The sequence below is a fragment of the Ralstonia sp. R-29 genome, from assembly GCF_049913345.1.
GTDB lineage: Bacteria > Pseudomonadota > Gammaproteobacteria > Burkholderiales > Burkholderiaceae > Ralstonia.
The window spans coordinates 294590-316664 of the sequence record NZ_CP184378.1 but is presented as its reverse complement, the minus strand read 5'-3'; the positions used below and the strand labels follow the sequence as shown (position 1 = coordinate 316664).

General features: G+C 65.7%; 19 protein-coding genes. 10 read left to right on the top strand and 9 right to left on the bottom strand.

The window, feature by feature from the left end; translation table 11 throughout:
* Positions 1 to 41 precede the first annotated feature (41 nt).
* Positions 42 to 545, bottom strand: coding sequence for a DUF6622 family protein (locus ACN9M1_RS18695; RefSeq protein ID WP_426400053.1), 504 nt, complete (start codon positions 543 to 545; stop codon positions 42 to 44).
* Positions 546 to 656: 111 nt separating this feature from the next.
* Positions 657 to 3440: an EAL domain-containing protein gene (locus ACN9M1_RS18690; protein ID WP_426400052.1), complete on the bottom strand. Its 2784-nt coding sequence runs from the start codon at positions 3438 to 3440 to the stop codon at positions 657 to 659.
* Positions 3441 to 4137: 697 nt separating this feature from the next.
* Here ACN9M1_RS18690 and ACN9M1_RS18685 point away from each other — a divergent pair.
* The 4 genes from ACN9M1_RS18685 to ACN9M1_RS18670 all read left to right on the top strand — a co-directional run bounded on the left by ACN9M1_RS18685 (position 4138) and on the right by ACN9M1_RS18670 (position 6513).
* Positions 4138 to 4548, top strand: coding sequence for a glycoprotein (locus ACN9M1_RS18685; protein WP_426400051.1), 411 nt, complete (start codon positions 4138 to 4140; stop codon positions 4546 to 4548).
* Between the two features lie 8 nt (positions 4549 to 4556).
* A complete protein-coding gene (locus ACN9M1_RS18680; protein WP_426400681.1) occupies positions 4557 to 4973 on the top strand; it encodes a hypothetical protein in 417 nt (138 codons plus the stop codon).
* A 50-nt stretch (positions 4974 to 5023) separates the two neighbouring features.
* Complete coding sequence (locus ACN9M1_RS18675; protein WP_426400050.1) at positions 5024 to 5932, top strand: helix-turn-helix domain-containing protein; 909 nt, start codon at positions 5024 to 5026, stop codon at positions 5930 to 5932.
* Between the two features lie 140 nt (positions 5933 to 6072).
* Positions 6073 to 6513, top strand: coding sequence for a universal stress protein (locus ACN9M1_RS18670; protein WP_426400049.1), 441 nt, complete (start codon positions 6073 to 6075; stop codon positions 6511 to 6513).
* Positions 6514 to 6525: 12 nt separating this feature from the next.
* On the opposite strand, the gene ACN9M1_RS18665 is transcribed toward ACN9M1_RS18670, so the two are convergent.
* The 3 genes from ACN9M1_RS18665 to ACN9M1_RS18655 form a co-directional block, all read right to left on the bottom strand.
* Entirely contained in the window at positions 6526 to 7077 is a 552-nt protein-coding gene (locus tag ACN9M1_RS18665; protein WP_426400048.1) for a Spy/CpxP family protein refolding chaperone, read from the bottom strand.
* A gap of 149 nt (positions 7078 to 7226) precedes the next feature.
* Complete coding sequence (locus ACN9M1_RS18660) at positions 7227 to 7886, bottom strand: response regulator (protein ID WP_426400047.1); 660 nt, start codon at positions 7884 to 7886, stop codon at positions 7227 to 7229.
* Entirely contained in the window at positions 7870 to 9456 is a 1587-nt protein-coding gene (locus ACN9M1_RS18655) for an ATP-binding protein (protein WP_426400046.1), read from the bottom strand. The genes ACN9M1_RS18660 and ACN9M1_RS18655 overlap by 17 nt, the downstream gene beginning before the upstream one ends.
* A 212-nt stretch (positions 9457 to 9668) precedes the next feature.
* Between ACN9M1_RS18655 and ACN9M1_RS18650 the strand changes: the two genes are divergently transcribed.
* The gene (locus tag ACN9M1_RS18650; protein WP_426400045.1) at positions 9669 to 10490 is read left to right on the top strand and encodes an AraC family transcriptional regulator; all 822 of its coding nucleotides are present in this window, start codon (positions 9669 to 9671) and stop codon (positions 10488 to 10490) included.
* Positions 10491 to 10576: 86 nt separating this feature from the next.
* Positions 10577 to 11566, top strand: coding sequence for a DMT family transporter (locus tag ACN9M1_RS18645; RefSeq protein WP_426400044.1), 990 nt, complete (start codon positions 10577 to 10579; stop codon positions 11564 to 11566).
* 176 nt (positions 11567 to 11742) lie between these two features.
* On the opposite strand, the gene ACN9M1_RS18640 is transcribed toward ACN9M1_RS18645, so the two are convergent.
* Positions 11743 to 13320 carry a TerC family protein gene (locus ACN9M1_RS18640; RefSeq protein WP_426400043.1) on the bottom strand — a complete coding sequence of 526 codons (1578 nt, stop codon included), beginning with the start codon at positions 13318 to 13320 and terminating at the stop codon, positions 11743 to 11745.
* Between the two features lie 107 nt (positions 13321 to 13427).
* Complete coding sequence (locus tag ACN9M1_RS18635) at positions 13428 to 14789, bottom strand: cytochrome-c peroxidase (RefSeq protein WP_426400042.1); 1362 nt, start codon at positions 14787 to 14789, stop codon at positions 13428 to 13430.
* 274 nt (positions 14790 to 15063) lie between these two features.
* Here ACN9M1_RS18635 and acpA point away from each other — a divergent pair, with 274 nt between their 5' ends.
* Positions 15064 to 17205 carry an acid phosphatase gene (acpA, locus tag ACN9M1_RS18630; RefSeq protein ID WP_426400041.1) on the top strand — a complete coding sequence of 714 codons (2142 nt, stop codon included), beginning with the start codon at positions 15064 to 15066 and terminating at the stop codon, positions 17203 to 17205.
* Between the two features lie 53 nt (positions 17206 to 17258).
* Here acpA and ACN9M1_RS18625 read toward each other — a convergent pair whose 3' ends face one another.
* Entirely contained in the window at positions 17259 to 17507 is a 249-nt protein-coding gene (locus ACN9M1_RS18625) for a dodecin (RefSeq protein ID WP_426400040.1), read from the bottom strand.
* A gap of 311 nt (positions 17508 to 17818) precedes the next feature.
* Here ACN9M1_RS18625 and ACN9M1_RS18620 point away from each other — a divergent pair, with 311 nt between their 5' ends.
* Complete coding sequence (locus ACN9M1_RS18620; RefSeq protein ID WP_426400039.1) at positions 17819 to 18091, top strand: hypothetical protein; 273 nt, start codon at positions 17819 to 17821, stop codon at positions 18089 to 18091.
* Positions 18092 to 18111: 20 nt separating this feature from the next.
* Here ACN9M1_RS18620 and ACN9M1_RS18615 read toward each other — a convergent pair whose 3' ends face one another.
* Positions 18112 to 18459, bottom strand: a complete 348-nt coding sequence (locus tag ACN9M1_RS18615; protein WP_426400038.1) for a DUF3175 domain-containing protein — start codon at positions 18457 to 18459, stop codon at positions 18112 to 18114.
* Positions 18460 to 18611: 152 nt separating this feature from the next.
* Between ACN9M1_RS18615 and ACN9M1_RS18610 the strand changes: the two genes are divergently transcribed.
* Both ACN9M1_RS18610 and ACN9M1_RS18605 read left to right on the top strand, forming a co-directional pair.
* Positions 18612 to 19898, top strand: a complete 1287-nt coding sequence (locus ACN9M1_RS18610; protein WP_426400037.1) for an MFS transporter — start codon at positions 18612 to 18614, stop codon at positions 19896 to 19898.
* A 286-nt stretch (positions 19899 to 20184) separates the two neighbouring features.
* Positions 20185 to 22071 carry an ATP-binding protein gene (locus tag ACN9M1_RS18605; RefSeq protein ID WP_426400679.1) on the top strand — a complete coding sequence of 629 codons (1887 nt, stop codon included), beginning with the start codon at positions 20185 to 20187 and terminating at the stop codon, positions 22069 to 22071.
* Positions 22072 to 22075: the final 4 nt, after the last annotated feature.

Genomic DNA, 22075 nt, shown 5'->3' with positions numbered 1-22075 from the left:
CAATGCGCGCTGATCCGTGCGGCGCCCATGCGGGCGCCAAATCACACGGCGATCAAGCGGGGCGTGCGCACATGCAGCAGCACCGAGCGCGACAGCAACAGCCCGCCCAGGAATCCGAACAGCGCGCTGAAGAGCGCCATGAAGCTATTGGAGTGCATGACTTCCGGATGGATCGCCAGCATCACGTTGTAGGCATAGCGGGCGCTGAACAGGCCCAGGATCACCACCATCGGTACCCAGCTACCCGACACGCGCACGGTGTCCGCCGTTTCCGACACAGCGCCGCTGGGCGGCGACATGTACGTCAGCAAAAACGCCACTAGGCCGGCCACCAGCCACATCGTGAGCGCCAGCGCGCTGCCATGGCTTGCCATCGCCACACCGTAGAGCGAGTACCCAGCCACCACCATCGGCAGCACGATCAGGCGACGGCGCGACACGGTACGCGGCTGCATCTGACGCACACCAATGGCGATCAGCGCGGCAAACACCACGAACACCCAGGTGGGCGTGTGCGACACGATGGAGGCAAGGGATTGGGGCATGGCGGTCTCCGCATGGGAATTTGGAATGCCACCAGCTTAGGGGCCGGCTCCCGCACGCGGGAGCGGTTTGCGACGAATGGCAAAAATGCCGCCGCGAGTGGTTAGCGGCTCTTAGCCCAGCGCGGCCCGCACGCCGGCGTCCACCACGGAGAGGTGCGCGCGCAGCAGCCGGTCAAAGCCTTCCGCTGTGACTGGCTTGCCGATGTAGTAGCCCTGGATTTCCTGGCAGCCCGCTTTGGCCAGGAATTCCACCTGATCGGCATCCTCCACGCCCTCTGCGGTCACGGTCATGCCCAGGGCGCGCGCCATGGCGACGATGGCCTCGGTCAGCGCCACCGAGTCGGGGTCGCCCGGAATGCCGGTGATGAAGGAGCGGTCGATCTTGACGTTGCTGATCGGGAAGCGCTGCAGATACGACAGCGACGAATACCCCGTGCCGAAATCATCGATGGAAATACGGATGCCCTGCGCGGTGAGCGCGTCGAACATCGGGCGCACCTCATCGGCCCCGCCCATCAGCAGGCTTTCGGTAATTTCCACTTCCAGCGCGGTAGGCGGTAGGCCGGTGTCGGCCAGCGTCTGCTCGATCATGGGGACCACATCGCCGGCCTGGAACTGGCGCGCCGACAGGTTGACCGCCATGCGGAAGTCGTAGCCAAGCGCCTCATGCCACACCACCGCCTGTTCGCAGGCGCGGCGCAATACCCACTCGCCAATCGGCACGATCAGCCCGGTCTCTTCTGCCACCGGAATGAACTCGACTGGCGAGATCGCCCCCAGCTTGGCGCTGTTCCAGCGCAGCAGCGCCTCGGCGCCGACGATGCGGTGGCTGGCGAGGTCGTACTTGGGCTGATAGACGAGTTGCAGTTCGTTGTTGTCGCGCGCATCACGCAACGCGTTTTCGAGCATGTAGCGGCGCTGCAGGCGGGCGTTCAGCTCGGCCGTGTAGAACTGCGCGCGGTTGCGGCCGTTCTGCTTGGCGCGGTACATGGCGGCATCGGCTGAGCGCAGCAAGTCGGAGCCGGAAATCCCATCGTGCGGATACAGCGCCACGCCCACCGATACGCCCAGGTAATAGCGCCCGTTGACGGTATCGAACGGCTCGCGCATGGCCTGCAGCAAGCGCTCGGCCAGCAAGGCGATACGTTTGCCTTCCACGCGCTGCTCGACGAGGATGACGAACTCGTCGCCACCCAGGCGGGCAATCACGTCACCGGGGCCGATGCTGTCGGCCAGGCGCGCGGCGGCGCTTTGCAGCAGCGTGTCGCCGCAGGCGTGGCCGGCGGTGTCGTTCACGCTCTTGAAGCGATCCAGATCGAGGAAGAACAGCGCCAGCTCGCGGCTCTCGTCACGCGCGCGCTCGATGGCGCTGTCCAGATGCGCGGTGAAGAAGCTGCGGTTGGTCAGCCCCGTCAGCGGATCATGTGCGGCCAGATGGCGCAGCCGCTGCTCGGCACGTTTGATATCGGTGATGTCGGCAAACGACAGCATCACGCTGCTCGGCACAGCCTCGCCATGGCGACCGGTCGAGCGAAGGGGAATAATGTTCTGCCGCACCCACACCAGCTCGCCCGTCTTGAGCAACAGGCCATACACGCGGCCGAGAATCGGCTCACCCGTACGCAGCACAAAGCCCGACGGCATCATGCTCAGGGGGATTTCCTTGCCGTCTTCGTCCACCACGCGCTGAATGGCTTCCAGCCGATCGCGCCCCACCAGCTGCCCCGGGCGCAAGCGCAGGATGCGCTCAGCGCTGGCATTGGCCGCCAGCACCACGCCCTGCGCCGACTGGATCACGACCCCTTCGTGCAGGTTCGAAATGGCCAGGCGGTAGCGGTCTTCACTTTCAGCCAGGCCGCGCTCAACGGCGTCTTTTTGGATGGCGACGCCCGCCAGATGGGTGACGTCGTCCAGGAAATGCTGCTCTTCATCCGCCGGCACGCAGCGCTCGCGGTAAAACAGGGCGAGCACGCCGAGCTTGTCACCGCGTGACGATCGGATGGGCAACGCCCATGCCGCGCCAAAGCCGGCCGCCAGTGCCGCAGTGCGCTCGTGCTGCCAGCGCGGGTCCCCGGCAACGTCGTCAATGACCACGGTGTCGCCCAAAAACATGGCACAGCCACACACGCCCGAGTCGGGGCCGATCGGGGCGTTTTCCAGCGTGGCGACATAGCTGGCGGGCAGCGTAGGTGCGGCGGCCACACGCAGGCGTGGGTGGTCGGGCCGGCTTTCCGTGTCGAGCAGCAGCACCGCCGACATGGCATTCGGATAGACCTGCTCGACGTACAGGCACAGGTGGCGCAACACCGTTGAGAGCGTCGCATTGGAGGCAAGTTGCGCGAGCACGGCGTTCTCCGAGGCAAGCAAACGGCGCGCGTGCAGCGCCTCGGCACGCGCCTGCACGGCGTGGCGTTCGAGTGCATGGTGGGAGCCGGCTTCACGCAGCACCAGCATGACGGCGGGGTGGCCTTCATGCTCGCACGCGGCGGCAACCGTTTCGACCAGCACATGGGTGTAGTCGGCGCGGACCAGACGGTGTTCGACAGGCTCGGCAGGCTGGCCACTGCTCACCATCCGCGCCACGCGTGGCAGCGCTTGCGGAACATCGTCCGGGTGGATCAGACCAGCGAGCTGCACGCCGACCAGCTGTGCTGGGTCCTGCGCATTCATCAAGCGCGCGGCGGCGGGGTTGGCACGCACCACCCGCCCCTCCACGGTCAGCAGCACAGCGTCGGATGACAGCTTGGCCAGTGCCACGAAGTCCGTGCCGGTGGATTCCGCCGCGGCTGCGTCCGTCACCATAGCTGCCGCCACCGCGGGGCGCGACTCGGGTGCGAGCGGCGACGCGGCGTCAACAGGAGAGGCTCCGGCATCGGCCGGGTGGAAACGAGTCATCGGGGATACGCTTGCTTGGTCAGCGACGGCAACAGAAAGCGAGACTGCACGCTTCGACCCTATGCACAACGGCGCGATGGCGAAAAACTGAAGAGTGCCCTTAGAGCCGCTATGCCGACAAAGAAAAGCCCGCGCTCAGTTGACGAGGCGCGGGCTGAAATCTCTGGACCGTGTCGATCTGTTCCAGAGAGGAGAACCGACCCACGATGCTCCGGCACAGTGCTGCACCGGTATCGCTTCCACGTTTTGAATCATAGTGTCCGGCATGAAAAAACAAAGGGCGGAAAAGACAGGGTATTCCATCCCTATTTAATTTCCGTCGCCGTTTTTTCTGCTGGCACTTCACATACCCCTTTGCTGCTGATCCCGCCTGCGTCTTCGGCTGCTCTGGTGGCCTGGTTGAGAACCTTGGTGATGCCCCTTTGTGATGCCCATTTCTCAGGACAGGCCTTCGTGCTTCAGCCACCGAGTAAATCACCCCGGCATATTGGTTGGTCGGCATGCGGGCGTGAATGTTCCGCGCGCACGCATTATGTTGACGCGGCGTATATCGTTTAGGCAGCGCAAATCACGCCGCGTGACCAATGAGGCAGATTGCCACGTCAAGTTTGAGAGGAAGGTGCCGTTACTGTCCGATAAGCGCGCCTGCTCCAGGGTGAACCCGCAGGCGCATTTGGATGCCCATGTCCGGACCGCCATGCCATCTTTGTCTCCCCCCTCCCGTTCGTTGTGCACGTCGTCTGCCCGGCGTGCTGCGCGTTTGCTGATTGCGGTGGCCGTGCTGGCCGCGCTGGCAGCCTTGCCACGCGTGCACGCTGCGGCCACGACGACTGCGCCGAGCCCAGTCACTGCAGCAGCCAGCCGTGACGCAGCCCCCTCCACGCCAGCCAAGGCACCCAAGGGCCCGGGCCCGACGTGCCAAAACATCATGCGTCGCCTGTCGGGCAGCTTGGCCGGCACGCCCACCAACAGCGACAAGCCCGGCGCAGTCCTGGTCGACGTCGACAAAGCCGGCGTAACCATGGCCTGCAGCCATTCGGATTCGATAGCCATTCCGGTGCCGGGCAGCGGCAACACCAGCCCGACCCCCACCACCAAGGCGCGATGATGCCCACCATGCGCCGCGTGATCGCCAGCCTGATCGCCGGTGTGCTCGCCAGCGCAGCCATACCGACCAGCGGCGCCGAACGCTGGGTCGCGCTGCCGGATCAACCCGACAGCTACGCATCGCTCAACGCCGACAGCGTGCAGCGCATGCCCAGCGGCCCGATCAGTGCATGGGTGCGCGTGGAGGCGTCCAACCGTGCGGGCAAGCGTTCATTGCAACGGATGTTTGGCGCCTTCCGTGGCGACATGGCGGACTTTCTCTACACCATCGATTGCCGTACGCGGCAGTTCTCCGTCTCGCGCTCCACGCTGTACCAGGGCGCGCTGACCGTCGTCGAAAAACAGTTTGGTAACGACGCCGCCTGGCAACCGGTGGAAGGCGTGGGCCTGGCCGGCGCGGTCGCACGCCAGCTGTGTACGGGCTGATGGGGAAACGTCTGCGCGCATTGCGTGGCCGTCGTTGGTAACATCACTGGGTGCGCCCCGCTCCCAACCCTTCTTCGCCTGATCCGCGTGTAACCGCAGACGCCAGCGTCTTCGGCACGCTCGCGCGCGGGTCACGGGCGTCGCTGGAGCGCGTCGCCAATCTGGGCGATGGTGTCACCGCCGCCATCTGGCGCAACGAGCACGACGAGGCGCGCTACACCCAACCCGGGCACCACACGCTGTCGGTCTATCTGCAGGGCGGCTACACCACGCACCGAGAAGATCTGCCGCACCTATTCGGTGCCCCGGGGCGCGTGTGCATGCTGCCGGCGGAGCATCAGTCTGCGTGGGTGATCGAACAACCAATGCGATTCGTTCACCTGTATTTCGCGCCCGATGCGCTGGCGGGGCATGCGGTGCGTCTGCTCGATGCCGAGCCGCGCCTGTTCACGCTGCACGACCGCACCTTCATTGAAGATGTACACCTCGCCCAGGCCTGCACGCGCATCGCCCAGCTCGACTGGAGCGACCTCGACGACCGCATGCGCGCCAACGCGCTGGCCAACGACACGCTGTCGTATCTCGTGCAGACGCAGGGCCGCACCCGCGCCCTGCCCGTACGCGGCGGACTGGCGCCGCACGTGTGCCGGCGCATTGCCGCGCGCATCGATGCGGAGCTGCATCTGCCGCTCTCCCTCGGTGAATTGGCTGCCGAAGCGAACCTGTCGGAGTTTCACTTTGCGCGGATGTTTCGCGCGTCATTCGGCGTGGCGCCGCACGAATGGGTCATGCAGCAGCGACTGGCCCGCGCGCAAGATCTGCTGCGCAACACGTCCCTGCCGCTGGCGACCATTGCCGAGCGCTGCGGCTTTGCCAGCGCCAGCCATTTCAGCCGGCGTTTTGCAGTGCAACTCGGTGCATCGCCGTCGTTCTACCGGCGGGCGTGGCAAGGCGCCTGAGCTGGTTGCATGCTGCAGCAAGAAAACGAACGATCGTATTCAGCATCGGCTGAAAAGCCGCGTACGCCCTAGCGTTTTCCACGATGGAAGCGCTCTGTGCGGCGCAGTAATTTGGACATGGGTCCCCCATGGAGAGCACCATGTTCACCCATATCCTGCTGCCGACCGACGGCTCCGAGCAGTGCCGCAAGTCCATTGAAGGCGCACTCAAGCTGGCGCGTGCCACGGGCTGCAAACTGACCGCGTACAACTGCATCGAAGAGTTTCCCAACATGGCCTATTCGGCCGGCGTGGGCGAGTGTCCGCACGCGCATTACATGGAGCAGGTGCAGGGGCATGCCAAGCAGTGCATCGAGCGCATTGCCCAACGCGCGCAGGAAGAAGGCATCCAGTTCGACAGCGACGTGACGCAGTTTCCCGAACCCTACCTGGGCATTCTGGATGCGGCCAAGCGGCACGCGTGCGACGTCATCTTCATGGCATCGCACGGGCACCGCAGCCTGATGGGCCGGTTACTGATCGGCAATGAAACGCGCAAGGTGCTGACCTACGCGAGCATTCCGGTGGTGGTGTACCGATAGCGGCGTTGCCGGTTACATCGGCACGGGTTCCGGCGCGCCCTCGCCGCGCTCAAGTTCCGCCACGCGCGCAGCTTCGCGCTCACTCACCTGCTTGCGCTGTTCGGGCGTGAGCACCTGCAGGATCTTCGTGCCCGCCTGCGCGCGCAATTGCGCCTCGCGGGCGACGGCACGGCCGAGGGTTTCGGTCAGCGCACGGGCGCGCGCCTCGTCATACTGGCCCGACACCACCATCTTGTGCAGATCGCGATGCGCGTGCTCGATGGCCTTGCGCTGTTCGCGCGCCTCGGGCATCTGCGCGTATTCAATGGCGAAGATTTTGTCGCGCTGCTCTTCGGTCAGGTTCAGCCCACGCAGGAAGGGGGCACCGCCACGATGCGGGCCAGGGGCCCCCATGCCGGGACCTGGACCGGGGCCACGGCCCATCATGCCCGGGCCCATCATTCCGGGATGTGGCAGTGGTGCCAGTGGAGCAGCGTCTGGTGCGGCCGTCTGCGCAAGCGCGGCGCAGGAAAGCAACAGCCCGGCGGCAATGGCAGCCAGGCGGCGAGGGGTAGCAACGATCATGGTTGGGCTCCTGTGAAAGCGTCGGCTGCAGAGAGCAGCCATGCAATCACTGTAGCCAGCGAAGGCGCACCAAAGGTGGGCGAACCGTGGAGTTTTTCTGAAGTCTGCCCAGGCAGCCGCAAGCCCTTGGGTACCCCGAACCCCGAGCGTCAGGCGTCGAGCCGGTAACCGACGCCGTACACAGAATGGATCATGTCGGTGCCCGGGCTGATCAGCTCCATCTTGCGGCGCAGATTCTTGACGTGGGTATCGACCGTGCGATCGGTCACAACACGGTGGTCGTCGTAGATCTGTTCCAGCAGCGTCGCGCGCGACAGAATGCGGCCGGGCGCCGCTGCCAGCGCAGCCAGCAGGCGAAACTCCACCGGCGTCAGATCCATGCGCTGGCCGCGCAGCGTGGCGGAATACGCCGCGCCGTCAATCACCAACGCGCTCTCCGGCACACCACCGGCGCGCTGGGCGCGGCGCAGAATGGTCTTGATGCGCGCCACCAGTTCGCGCGGGCTGAATGGCTTGCAGATGTAGTCGTCTGCGCCGAGTTCCAGGCCGAGCAGGCGATCGATCTCTTCCACGCGCGCCGTCACCATGACGATGGGCACCTCGCTGAAGGCCCGCACCTCGCGGCAGATTTCCAGGCCGTCCTTGCCGGGCAGCATCAGGTCGAGCACCACGAGTTCGGGCATGGCCTCGCGGATGCGCTGCACCGCGTGCGTGCCTTCGGCCAGCCATTCGGTTTCGTAGTGGGCGGCGCGCAGATAGTCGGTCATCAGCGCAGCGAGCTTCGGTTCGTCTTCAACGATGAGAATCATGGTCGGCAAGGGGGTCCAGCGGATCAGGCGAATCAAGAACGGGCAGGCTGGGTAGACGAATCGCGATCCACAGCCCGCCCAACGGTGAAGGTTTGGCTTCAATGGTGCCGCCATGCGCGGTAATGATGGTCTGGCACAGGCTCAGGCCGAGCCCCGCCCCACCCTGCGCACGGCTGCGTGATGCATCCACGCGAAAGAGCCGATCGAAAATGCGCGGCAGCATGGCCTCCGGCACACCGGGCGCACTGTCCTGCACGTCGACCTGCTGCCAGTTGCCCTCTGCGTGAACCTGGACGCGCAGGGTGCCCCCGGCATCGGTGTAGCGCAGGGTGTTCTCCAGCAGGTTCTGTATGACCTGGCGCAGGCGTTGCGGGTCTCCGCGCACCTGTGCGGCGTGCGATGAACCGCTCGGCAAGTCGAGCTGCAGTGCGATGCCCTTCTCCATCAGGCGCGGCGTGAAGCCCTGCACGGCGCTGCAGACGGTGTCGGCCAGGTCCAGCGGCTCCATGTGGAAGGCCAGCGCGCCCACGTCCGCCAGCGACAGCTCGTACAAGTCGTCGATGAGCTTGCTGAGCGTCGACACCTCGGCCTGCAACGAGGCGAGCGACGTGGCGGTCAACGGGCGCACACCATCTTCCAGCGCTTCCAGTTCGCCCCGCAGCACGGCCAGCGGTGTGCGCAACTCATGCGAAATGTCGGCGGTGAGCTGGCGGCGCATCTTCTGGTTGGCCTCCAGCGAGGCAGCGAGGTGGTTGAAGTCGGCCGCCAGCTCGCCAAGCTCGTCGCGCGAATGGACGTCGACCCGCGTGGCGTAGTCGCCGTCGGCCATGCGGCGCGCGGCATCCGTCATGCGGCGCATGGGCGCCAGCAACCCGCGCGCAAGCAGCACGGCCACCAGCGCGGCCAGCAGCACGGAGAACCCCGCGATGATCCACGTCGCGCGCAACTGCTGCACTTGGAATGCCTGGTCGGCCCCCTCCGGCACGCGCATGCGCGGCGGCATGGCCAGCCAGCCGATAGTCTCGCCGTTGTGGTGCAGCGCGTGCCACTGCGCGTTCGGCCCCAGCGGCGGCCCGTCGCCGATGATGGCGTTGCGCTGGGCGTCCAGCAGCCAGATGGGCGAATGCGGCATCGGCGGCCCATCGCCCGGCGGATGCGGTGACAGGCTGCCAGCGGGCGGTGGACCAGGCGGCTTACCGGAAGGCGGGCCGGCCGACACGTCAGGCCCCATGCCGGGCGGCAGCGGCTCGAAGTGGTGGCCGGCGCCGGGCCCATCAAAGCGATCGCCGCCCATGCCATTGGCCCGGGCGCGTGCGCCCTCATGGCGCAACAGGCGGAACCACGCGGCCGGATCGTTGCGCAGGAAATCCCAATTGCCGTGTTGGCCGTAGGCGGCTTCCACGCCCTGGGCCACGGCAGCGAGGCGCTCGGCCTCGCGCGCGTTCACGTAATCGAGGAAGTTGGTGTCGAAACGCCATCGCACCGCCGCGCCCATGGCGAGCGCCACGACAATGCTCAGCGTAAACAGCGCAACGAACAGCTTGGAGGTAATGCCGAAAGACGGGCGCATGGATGAACGGTTGGCCGGGCACCGGACTGGCATCATCTTACCGGGCGGCCTCTGGCGGGATGCCTTGAGCATAACAACCCGGCCCCGTCAGAAAATGAGCGAAATGCGAAGAACACGTTTTCACGGCATTCCGATATGGCGTAACGCGCACGCGCCCGGGCGTGGGTCAAGCGCGTTATGCTGCCAGCCTTAGTCCTCCACCACGGAAAGACATGTCGCCCAGCACGCCGGCCCGCCCTGCGTTTTCGATGCTCCGCTGCGCCGTTCCCGGCGTGGAGGCCGTCGCCGCTGACAGCCGGCATACGTTCCCGCGCCACACGCACGAGCAGTTCGGTATCGGCATTGTTGATCGGGGTGCGCAGAAATCGTTGAGCGGACGCGGCATGGTGGAAGCCGGCGCCGGTGACGTCATCACCGTCAACCCCGGCGAGGTACACGACGGCACGCCCATCGGCGACGCCGGCCGCGCTTGGCGCATGCTGTACTTCGACCCGGAAGTCATCATCGACCTGGCGCATGACGTCCGCCGCAACGGCCAGGCTGAATTCGACCGCCCCGTCGCACAAGGTGCCAACCTGGCGCGGCGTGTGCGTCTGCTGTTCACGCAGATGACCGTATCACCCGCCTCCGCCGCTGAGCATGACGCGTTGCTGCGCGAACAATTGCTGCTCTCCGTGCTCGCGGACGTGCTGCATGCCCCGGCGCATCGCATTGATGAGGCACCCGACGCGATCCGCCTCGCCCGCGCACGCATTGACGATGACCCGGCCGCGGCGGTCTCCCTACTCGATCTGGCGCACGACACCGGCCTGAGCCGATTCCAAGTGCTGCGCGGTTTTGCACGTGCGACAGGCCTCACACCCCACGCCTACCAATTGCAGCGGCGCATTGCTCTGGCACGCCGGCTGATCGCGCAGGGCCTGCCGTTGGCGGAAGCGGCCGCCGCCTGCGGTTTTGCCGACCAAAGCCACATGACGCGGCAGTTCGTGCGCAAGTACGGCGTGTCGCCCGGCATGGTAGCGGCCGCCCGCTAGCGCCAAAACCTTCCGCTGCAATTTCGTTCAAGACGCACACGTCGCGGGCAGCCATCCTGCGGGCTTTCTCACTCGCGGAAGACCCCATGTCGAAACGATTGGAAGGCTGCCTTTACCTGGCCCTGGCGATGATTCTGGTCGGCAGCACCGTCACCGCCAGCAAGATCATCGCGGCGGGTCTGCCGCCCTTTTCGGCCACGGCGTTGCGCTTTGCGATGGCGCTGCCGTTGTTCCTCATCGCCATGCGGGTCACGCGCACACGCTGGCCGGTGCTGGCGCGCCGCGATTGGGTGCTGTTGTTCATGCAGGCGGCGGCAGGTAGCGTCGGCTATACGACGCTGCTGATTTCGGGCTTGCGGCACACGTCAGCGGCAGATGCGGGGGTGATCATCGGCACGCTGCCGGTGGTATCGGCGCTGATTGCGATCGTGCTGCTGGGTGAGCGCCCCCAACGCGCAGTGCTGGGCGCGATTGCGCTGGCCACTGCCGGCGTGCTGGCCATTGCGTTTCAACCCGGTGGGGATGCCGCCCACCCGCTGCTAGGCAATCTGCTGGTGATGGGCGCTGTGCTGTGCGAAGGCATGTTCATCCTGCTCAACAAGCGGCTGCGCACGCCCGTGCCGCCACTGGCGCTGTCGACGCTGATGAGCGCGTTCGGCCTCGTCGCGGCCCTCTTGCCCGCGCTATGGGAAACCCCGTGGCAGTTGCATGATTCCGCGCAGATCACCCACGCTGTGGCGGCGGTTGCCTACTACGCCATCGTGCCAACCGTAGGCGGTTTTGTGCTGTGGTATGCCGGTGCGGCCCGCGTGAGCGGCGCAGAGGCGTCGCTGTTCACGGCGCTGGCGCCGGTGGCGGCCATTGTGTTTGCCGCCACGCTGCTCGGGGAGGTGGTCAGCGCCCGCCAAGTGGCGGGCATCGCATCGGTATTGGCGGCAGTACTGAGCCTGGGGCTAGGGCCTGTTCCCATATGGAACGTACGCACGTTGATCCGAGCAGGGGCCGGATGCGCGAAGGACGTCGCCGCAAAGGGTCATCCCTTTGCAAGACGCGCCGACAAAGCAGATGGCCCCTGATCGGATCAACCCGGAGGGCAATGGGAATTTGGGCCGCATGGCGTCGTTGCAGCCAGCTTGCTTAGCCGGCTAAGCGGCGCTGTCCACGCCTAGCCCTGCAGCCCAAATTCCCACTGCGTGCGCACGTTCCATATGGGAACAGGCCCTGGTGCGCCCTCGCCGGCCTCGTCGGCTGGCTAGGCTTCGGCGTCAGGCGCCGTCACCTCTTCCATGCGCTCAATGCGCACGCGTACGATGCGGCGGCTGCCGGCTTCCAGGATGACGAAGCGCAGGTCGTGGCGCACCAGCGTGTCGCCCACTTCGGGCAGGCGGTCCCACTGGTTGAAGAGATAGCCGCCCAGGCTGGTGGCACCGCCGCCTTCATCGAGCAGCCAGTCGACGTGGAGCACGTCTTCGAGCTGGCGCAGATCGGCTTCGCCGGCGACTTCCCAGCAGCCTTCGCTGACCTCCACCACGCCGGGGCGCTCGTCCTCGTCGGGGAATTCACCGGCAATGGCTTCGAGCACATCAATGGGGGTGACAACGCCCTGCACCACGTCCAGCGGATCAGTCACCACCATCATGCGGCCACGTGCGCGCTTGAGTTTGTCCATCAGGCGCAGGATGCCGATGTTGTCCGACACCTTGAGCGCCGGCTTGACGCTGCGCTCCACGTCAATGGCACCGCGCGTGTCGAGGTCGCCCATCAGGTCTTTGGCGCGCGCCACGCCCACCAGGTCGTCCAACCCACCCCGGCACACCGGAAACTGGTTGTGCGGCACGGCCAGCAGCAGCTTGCGCGTCACCGCCGCATCGGCGTCGAGATCCACCCAAGAAATATCGTGGCGCGGCGTCATGATGGAACGCACCGAGCGCTCGGCCAGGTCCAGCACGCCGCTGACCATGCTGCGCTCTTCCGGGCGAAACACGGTTTCGGGTGCGGGCTGGTCTGCGTGCGGGGCGGCTTCGTGCGACTCGGCGTCGGCCGGGGTGCCACGACGATCGCCCAGCAGGCTCAGCACCGCATCGGCAGTGCGCTCGCGCAGCGGGCGACGGCGCTCATAGCGCACCGTATTGCGCTGGGCCACCTGGTTGAAGAACTCGATGAGGATCGAGAAACCGATGGCCGCATACAGATAGCCCTTCGGAATATGAAAGCCCAGGCCTTCGGCCACTAGGCTGAAGCCGATCATCAGCAGGAAGCTCAGGCACAGCACCACCACCGTACGGTGCGCGTTAACGAAGTTCGTCAGCGGGCGCGAGGCAAACAGCATGGCGCCCATGGCGATCACCACGGCCGTCATCATCACCGGCAGGTCGTTGACCATGCCCACGGCGGTGATGACGGAGTCGATGGAGAACACCGCATCCAGAATCACCACCTGCGCGATCACGTTCCAGAACTTGCCGTGGCCGATGCCATGGCTTTCGTCCTGCGGCTCGCCGTCCAGGCGCTCGTGCAGTTCAGACGTGGCCTTGAACAGCAGGAAGAACCCGCCCAGCAGCAGGATGATCGAGCGGCCGGATAAGTCCACCGGCCCCAGCGTGAGCAGCGGCTTGGTGAGCCCGATCAGCCACGACATGGCGGCCAGCAGCACCATACGCATGACCAGCGCCAGCCCGAGTCCGATCACGCGGGCACGATCGCGCTGCGCAGGCGGCAGCTTGTTGACGAGGATGGCGATAAAAACGAGGTTGTCGATGCCGAGAACGATCTCGAGCACCACCAAGGTGAACAGGCCGATCCAAACGGACGGGTCAGCAAGCCAAGTCATAGAGGGCAATGGAAGACAGCAGAAACGCAATCCGCCGATGATAACCGCAGCGCACGCACGGCCCGCGCCGGCACGTGTGAAGCGTTGCAACAAACGGGCCGGCAGGCTTAGCGCTGGGCAATGCGCGGGGGGCGGTAGCCGTCGGTCAGTGTCTTGAGGAAGGCAACGATATCGCGCACGTCAGCCTCGGACAGCACGGGCTTGTCGCCGGGCTTGCCGCCAAACGGGGGTTCCATATTGACGTTGGCGCGGTATTGCGGCGGCAGATCGTCGAACTTGTCGACGGTGCCGTCGGCCTTGCGCGGATACCACTTCTGCGGCTGCGTGTCGCGCTGGGCGTAGAAGCGCACCGCGTCTTCGAGCGAATGGATGACGCCGTTGTGGAAGAAGGTTTTGCGCAGCGCCACGTTGCGCAGCGACGGCGTGCGGAACCGGCCGCAATATTCGGTGTGCGTTTTCAGGTCGGTCCGGTCGGGGCCGCACAGACCCATATCGAAGAACGCCGGATCGGCATTGCCCGCCAGCGTGCGGTTGCGCGGCACACCCACGGCGATGTGGCCGAAGTCGGTAAAGGCTGGGAAAGCGCCGTCCTGCTTGATGGCGCTGACATGGCACGAGGCGCAGTTGCCCTTGGCCGGGTCGGCAAACAGTTGCAGGCCGCGCATTTCCTGCGGCGACAGCTTGGCCTGCTTGCGCAGGAACGCATCGTACTTGCTGTCGTACGGATAGAACTCCGACGGCGTCTGCTGAAACACCTCCAGCGCCATCAGGGCGGCACGGAACGCGGTGTCTTCGTTGTCGAGGATGTCGTTGCCGAACACCTGGCGGAACGTCTGCGCGTGGCGGCCACTGCGTAGCTTGGCGACTACGTTGGCCGGCGTGCCGTTGGCCATCTCGTGCGCAGACAGCAACGGGATACGCGCTTGATCGTGCGTGGACGATACGCGGCCGTCCCACGTGTAGCCGCCGGTCGGGCCCTGGTCTTCGGCGTCGTTGCCGTCGTTTTCGAAGAAGCGCTCGGTAAACGCCGGCACGTTCTGCAGATAGCGCAACGACGGCGCGGCACGCACGCCCGTCTTGTTCATGCCCTCGCCACCCAGTTGCACCGACAGGTCATTCGGCGGGCCGTACGCGTGGGTGGGGCTGTGGCAGCTTGCGCAGGCCAGCTTGCCCGAGGCAGAAAGCGCCGGATCGAGGAACAGCGCCTTGCCCAGTGCGGTCATGGCCGGCACCGAGGGGCGGCGCGTCGCCATCATCGTGTAGAAGGCTTTTTCGTAGGCCGGTGCGGCAGATGCAGCAGATGTAGCAGGCGCGGAGGCCACTGCCGGTTTGGCTGCCGGCGCTGTGGCGGCCTGCGCCACGCCGGGTTCACCGCGCCCGCAGCCGCTCAACCCGGCCGCCACACCAGCCAGCGCAAGCGCCGAAACCGCGATCACGCGAAGAGTGGCAGCAGACAAAGGGCGGCGCATTGGCAGTGGGCGATATGTTGGGAGCCTTGCAACTTAGCACGGCTCCCATGACACTTTGATGTCGTCAAACCGCTGTCACGTCAGCCCTTGGAGAGCCCTCATGGTGGCAAATGTCTTCAAACGTTCGGTCGTGCCCCTTCTCATCCTGATGATGGTGGTCACGCTGAATTGGGGCGAGATCCGCTCCACGCCTGCGTTTGCATCATCAACTTGTCACACACAAGGCACAGACTCCCGCTCGCTTTCGTCCCCCACACAACAATTCAGGGAAATCATGAGCCGAGCGTTCCGTCTTTTGCCGCTGACCGCGTTGGTCGCGGCCAGCATGTCTGCCTGTGGTGGCAGCGATTCGAACAGCGCCTCCACCGGTACCTCCGGCGTGGTGACTGGCAGCTACTTCGAGCACGCCAAGGTCTGTATCGACACCAACAACAACGGCAAGTGCGATTCGGGTGAAGCCAGCACCTATACCGACAAGGATGGCGCTTACACGCTGCCCAGCTCGGGTGCGGTGGCGGTGGAAGTCGGCACGGACGCGTTCCGCAATGACCCGGCCACGGGCGCACACACGGCCATCACGCGCCCGCTGGTGTTCCGCGCACCGGCTGGCGCCAACGCCATCGTCAGCGCCATCTCGACCGAACTGGCGGTGCTGATGGACAGCAACGGCGGCGACATCAACGCTGCCAAGGCCGCGCTGGCCGCACGCCTGGGCGTGACGGTCGACAAGCTGCTGGAAGACCACAACAAGGAAGGCGACGCCAACATCAAGGCCGCGCTGCAGGCTGAAATCGATCAGGCCATCGACCTGATTGCCGATGCAGTGGCCGGTGGCGGCGACATCGGCCAGACCATCCGCAACGGCGTGGCCAAGCGCATGGCACTGGCCAACAACGTCAAGACGATCGTCGTGATCTACGCGGAAAACCGCGGCTTCGACAACCTGTATGGTCTGTTCCCCGGCGCCAACGGCATTCCGGGCGTGAATCCGACCTCGACCGGCACCGCCGTCGCGCAGAAGGACTTCGATGGCTCCACACTGCCGACGCTGCCGCCGACGTGGAAAGGCGTGACCGCCGCCGGCCAGTCCGTACAGGTGACCGAAGCGCAAACAAGCGGTTGGGCAAACAAGCCGTTCCGGATTGACGATCCGGCCGGCATCAACGGCACAGGCATTGTGGTTGGACAGAACGTCATCACCCGCGACCTCTGGCACCGTTTCTATCAGAACCAGATGCAGATCAACGGCGGCAAGAACGACATGTACGCCGCCTTTGCCGATGCCGGCGGCCTGACCATGGGCTACTACGACGGCAGCAAGATGTCGATGTGGAACATCGCCAAGCAATACACGCTGGCCGACAACTTCTTCATGGGCGCCTTCGGTGGCTCGTTCCTGAACCACCAGTACCTGATCTGCGCCTGCGCGCCGATCTACCCGAACGCCGCCAGCTCGCCGGCCTCGGGCAGCATCGCTCAGGTGGTGACGGGCCCGAATGGCTCGCCCACGCTCACGCCGACCGCAAGCTCCGTCATGGCAGGCGCCCCGACCTTTGGCAACGGCACGAAGGACGGCAACCTGACGCCGCTGGAAGCCGACGGCAGCGCGTTCGCCGTCAACACGATGCAGCCGCCGTATCAGCCGTCGGGCAACGCTGTGGCAACCAGCAACGCTGCCTATGCGGATCCGACCAAGGCGACGACCCTGCCGGCACAATCCAAGCAAACCAACATCGGTGATCTGCTGACCGCCAAGGGCGTGAACTGGGCCTGGTATGCCGGCGCCTGGAACGCCGCCCTGGCCGACGCGCCCAACACCACGCGCAACGTGATCTACTCGGGCTCGATCCAGTTCCAGCCGCATCACCAACCGTTCAACTACTTCAGCCGCTTCGATCCGGCCACCGCCACCGGTGCGGCTGAACGTGCAGCCCACCTGAAGGACTACGACGCCGCGTTCCTGCAAGACGCTGCCGCCGGCAACCTGCCGCCGGTCACGTTCTACAAGCCGCAGGGCAACCTGAACCAGCACCCCGGCTACGCCAACGTGGCCGACGGCGATGCCCACATCGCCAACGTGATCGCCCAACTGCAGAAGAGCCCGCAGTGGAAGAACATGGTGGTGGTGGTGACGTACGACGAAAACGGTGGCTTCTACGACCACGCCACGGTGCCGAAGGCCGACCGCTGGGGCCCGGGCACGCGTATCCCGGCGATCATCATCTCGCCGTTCGCCAAGAAGGGCTTTGTGGACCACACCCAGTACGACACGGCTTCGGTGCTGCGCTTGATCACACACCGCTTTGCCCTGCCGACGCTGCCCGGTATCAAGCAGCGTGACGCGGCCCTCGCCGCCAACGGCAATCAGCCGATGGGCGATCTGACCAACGCGCTGGACTTCTCGCAATCGCAATAACGCGATCAGTGCTCACGAAAAAGGCGACCTTCGGGTCGCCTTTTTTTTGCCGCCTACTTGCCCTTCTTCTTGCCGGCTGGCTTTTCGCTCTCCAGCGTCTCCAGCCGCATGCCCACCTTGATCGTTACCTGCCAATGGGCGATCTTGCCGTCGACCAGGTGGCCGCGTGTCTCGAGCACTTCAAACCAGTCCAGGTGCTTGAGCGTCTCGCCCGCCCGTGCGATGGCATTGCGGATGGCCGCGTCGCTGGAATCCGGAGAAGAGCCGACCAGCTCGATCATCTTGTAGGTGTGGGAACCCATATCGCCTCCTTGTTGGCATGGTTGGGACGTCGGCGACGGCGCCGCTTGCGCCACGTCATTTACCAGAATGGCAGGTACCCCCGCGCTCTGATAGCCCGGATTTGCACGGGGCCGGAAAATCCTGGCGGTTAATTGCGTTTATAAAGTTGACAAACCTTGTCATTCGAAACGACGCGTGATGTCAAACCCACTACACGGCGATCACCAACGTGCCACTTTTCGGGCGGCTACACCGCGCGTACCGTAGTCCATCAAGCTGGTATGGAACCTGCGAGAGCCGTTCGTCGCCCCCCAAAGCAGAATGAGGCCCCATGCGCCATCCCGTCCAACACGCCAGCGCCCAGCGCCCGATTTCCACGACCGCCCCGGCGACATCGTCCGATTCGTCTGATACCTCGCGCCTGTTGGCCGACACCGCCCCGCTGCAAATGGAATGCTGCGGCCGCAAGATCAACGCCACCTACTCCACCCGCAACGGCATCGTCACCGTCAAGCACCGGGGCAAAACGCTGTCCACCTACTCGCCCGATGGGGACTACAAGGCCGTCGCGCATCGGCTGCTCTGCGTGATGCTTTCCATCTGAGCGCCCGACCCGGCCCAGGCTCAGTGCTTGGTTTTGCTGCCCGCTGCGGGTCGGCCGAACTCGGCGCGCAGGCTCTCCTTGGCGCGCTCCAGAATCCGCCGCCGCCCGGCGCTCAGGTTGTGTCCCGCCCGATTGATATAGAACGTCAGCATCGACATGGCCGACTGGAATGCGGAGCCCTTGCGCCGCTTGCTGTGCTCGGCCGAAGCCTTGAGCGAAGCGGCAATCCGTGCCGGGCTGCGTGACTTGAAGATGTCGGGTTCCAGATCCAGCGCATCGCTCGTTTCCATCACATGGTGCGACCAGCGATGCGATGTACCGCGGCCGGCCTTGGCGCCGGATTTCGGTTTGGCGTGCGTTGCTGCCATGGTGAAATCTCCTGTAATGATGTCTTCATCGTTCTGCAAACCACGTACCCGCGCGGGCCTGTGCGCACGGCAGAGTTCCGTTACGATGACGGGCGTTTCGCTTATCTTTTCCGCCCCCTTCCTCTACCGCCGGCTTCCGGCGTGCATCCAACGTGTCTGGCGACGCTGGTCTTTCCACTACCTCTTCCGCACCGACGCAAACGCTGTCGGACGCCCCCTTCTCCTACCCCGCATTCCGACTGTTCTGGTTCGCCAGGCTCTCCACCACCTTCGCCTATCAAATGTTTGGCGTGGCGGTTGGCTGGCAGATCTACGACCTCACGCGCAGCGCCTATGTGCTGGGGCTGGTGGGGCTGGTGCAGTTCCTGCCCTCGGTGGTGCTGGTGCTAGCCTCGGGGCACATTGCCGACCGCTACGACCGGCGCCGTGTGGTGCGCGCCTGTCAGGCCGTCGAGGCGCTGGTGGCGCTGGCGCTGTCCGCCGCTGCGCTCACGGGCCATGCCAGCGTGCAGGCCATCTTCCTCTGCGTGGTGGTGATCGGCGCCATGCGGGCCTTCGAAACCCCCACGCTGCAAGCCCTGCTGCCCTCGCTGGTGCCGCCGCAGGTATTGCCGCGCGCCGTGGCACTGTCCAGTTCGGCAACGCAGACGGGCATCATCCTCGGCCCGGCAATAGGCGGCTTCTTGTATGTGGCCGGCGCGCCCGTGGTGTATGCCACGGCGGCGGCCCTGTTCCTGTTGGCGCATGTGCTGCTGGCGCTGGTGCGCATGGAACGCGCAGTGCCCGTCAGTACGCCGGTGAGCCTGGAATCGCTGTTCGCGGGCATTGTGTTCATCCGCAGTCGGCCGGTGGTGCTGGGCGCCATCTCGCTCGATCTGTTTGCCGTGCTGCTGGGCGGCGCGACGGCGCTGCTGCCGATCTATGCGCGCGACATCCTGGGCACGGGGGCGTGGGGCCTGGGGCTGCTGCGCTCTGCGCCGGCAGTGGGGGCGCTGGCCATGGCGCTCTTCCTGGCACACCGTCCGCTGGATCGGCACGTGGGCCGGGTGATGTTTGCAGCCGTGGCCGTATTTGGCGTGGCGACGCTGGTGTTCGGCCTATCGCGGTGGTTGCCGCTATCGATGCTGGCGCTGGTCGTGCTGGGTGCATCCGACATGATCAGCGTGGTGATCCGCACCTCGCTGGTGCAGCTCGATACGCCGGACAACATGCGTGGGCGGGTGAGCGCGGTCAATTCGGTGTTCGTGGGCGCGTCCAACCAGTTGGGCGAATTCGAATCGGGGATGGTGGCCGGGCTGCTGGGGCCGGTGGCGTCGGTGGTAGTGGGCGGCCTGGGTACGCTGTTGGTGGTGGCCATCTGGATGCGGCTGTTTCCCGATCTGACGCGCCGCCATCGCCTGCGCGATGCGCATCCCGAACACCCCACGTCAGAGGGGTAAGCTTGCGCCCCCGCGCGGCTACTGGCCTGGGCAAGCGCCGAGCACCGAATGGGTCACCCTCCGGCAAGCATGTCAGCGAAACCCCGATGGCATCGGTATCGGGCAGTTCGTATGCTGATGCACCTTTGGCCGCCTCGCCCCGCCGCTCTCAAGATTGCGCCCGATCGTGAAGTCCATCCCGCCGTCTTCGTCGCGCCCCGCGCGTCCGGCATCTGACCCCGGCCCCTTCAGCGGTGCGGGGCTCGATGTCGCGCCAGCCATTCGCCCGTCGGCGTGGTTGGTGGCGATTGGCGCAGCCGTGGTCGGCACATTCGCACGGTTGATGCTGGAATCGGCCGTGGGCCTGCGTCTGCCGTTCTACCTTGCGTTTCCGGTCGTAACGATTGCCGCATGGTACGGCGGCTTCTGGCCGGGCATTGTGGCCATCGTTTGCTACGCGGCACTGTTTGTCGGCTTGGCGGCCGTGCAGACATCATCCGTCACGCTGCCGCTCACACCCGTGCAGATGACCGTGTTTGCCGTGGGCGCCCTGCTGATCTGCGTGTTGTGCGAGCAATTGCGGCGCGCCCGCGCCGGGGCAGAACGCCGCGCGCTGGCGGAGACGCAGCAGCGCCTGTCGCAGCAACGCTTGCTGGCAGCGCTGCAGGCCTCGCCCATCTCGCTGTACGACGTCGACAACACGATGCACTTCACCTGGGTGCACAACCCCGTGTTCGGGCTGCAGCCGGAAGACCTGATGGGCCGCACTGTGCGCGAAGTGTTCGGCCGCCGCGCGGCATCGCAACTGACCGATGCGGGCCAGCGCGTCATTGCCACCGGCACGCCCACGCGGGTGGAATTCGCGTTCCGCCGCCGGCACACGCAGCGCGTGGTCTACGACGTGGTGGTCATGCCGCTGCGCGACGACACCGGCGAGATCATCGGCCTGACCAACGCCGCCATCGACATCAGCGAACGCCGCCAGGCCGAAGCGCACCGTGCGCTGTTGCTCGAAGCCGAACAGCGTGCACGGGAAGAAGCCGAGCGCGCCAGCGGCCTGAAAGACGACTTCCTCGCCACCGTCAGCCACGAGTTGCGCACACCGCTCAATGCGGTGCTGGGCTGGGCGCAGCTGCTGAACATGCGGCCGTATGAAGAGGCCATGTTCAAGCGCGGCATCGAAGCCATCGAACGCAGTGCCCGCACCCAGGTGCACCTGATCGACGATCTGCTCGACATGTCGGCCATTCTGTCGGGCAAGGTGCCGCTGGAGATCGCGCCGGTCGACCTGGCCGACGTGCTGGAACGCGCGCGCGAAACCATCGAGCCGATGGCACGCCAGAAGCAGATCACCATCGACACCGAATTCCTGCCCGTGCCCATGCTGCAGGGCGATGCGGGACGCCTGAAGCAGGTGTTCTGGAACCTGCTGGCCAACGCCGTCAAGTTCACGCCCGACGGCGGGCATATCCGGCTGTCGGTGCACCCGGCGCCCGAGGGTGTGGTCGCCACGGTGCGCGATACCGGCATTGGCATCGAACCGGCCTTCCTGCCACACATCTTCGACCGGTTCCAGCAGGCGGACTTGTCCAGCACGCGGCGCCACGGCGGGCTGGGCCTGGGATTGGCGATTGCCAAGCAACTGGTGGAGCTGCATCGCGGGCGCATCACCGCGGCCAGCAGCGGCGCCAACCTCGGCACCACCATGGCGGTGTCGCTGCCACTGCACGCCGCACAGGCCGATGAGCAAGCCGGCCAGATGCCAGGGCTGGTCACAGGCACAGGCATGCCCGCGCTGGACGGGCTGCGCGTGCTGGCGGTGGATGACAACCCCGAGTCGCTCGGTGTGATTGCGCTGATGCTGGAGCGCTATGGCGCCGAGGTGGTCACCGTGTCCAGCGGCGCGGCGGCGCTCGATGCGCTGTCGGAGCCCGATCACCCATTCGACGCGCTGGTCAGCGACCTGGCGATGCCCGGCATGGACGGCATGCAACTCGTGCGGGCCGTGCGCGCGCGCGGCATGGCCGACTTGCCAGCCATTGCCGTCACCGCGTTTGCCGACCCGATCCGCCTGAAGGCCGCGAAGGAAGCCGGCTATCAATCCGTCATCACCAAACCGATTTTCCCCGGTGAGCTGGGCCACGTGCTCGCTGCTAATGTGCATCGCAAGACAGGGCCCGAGACGTTGGCGTGAGCGT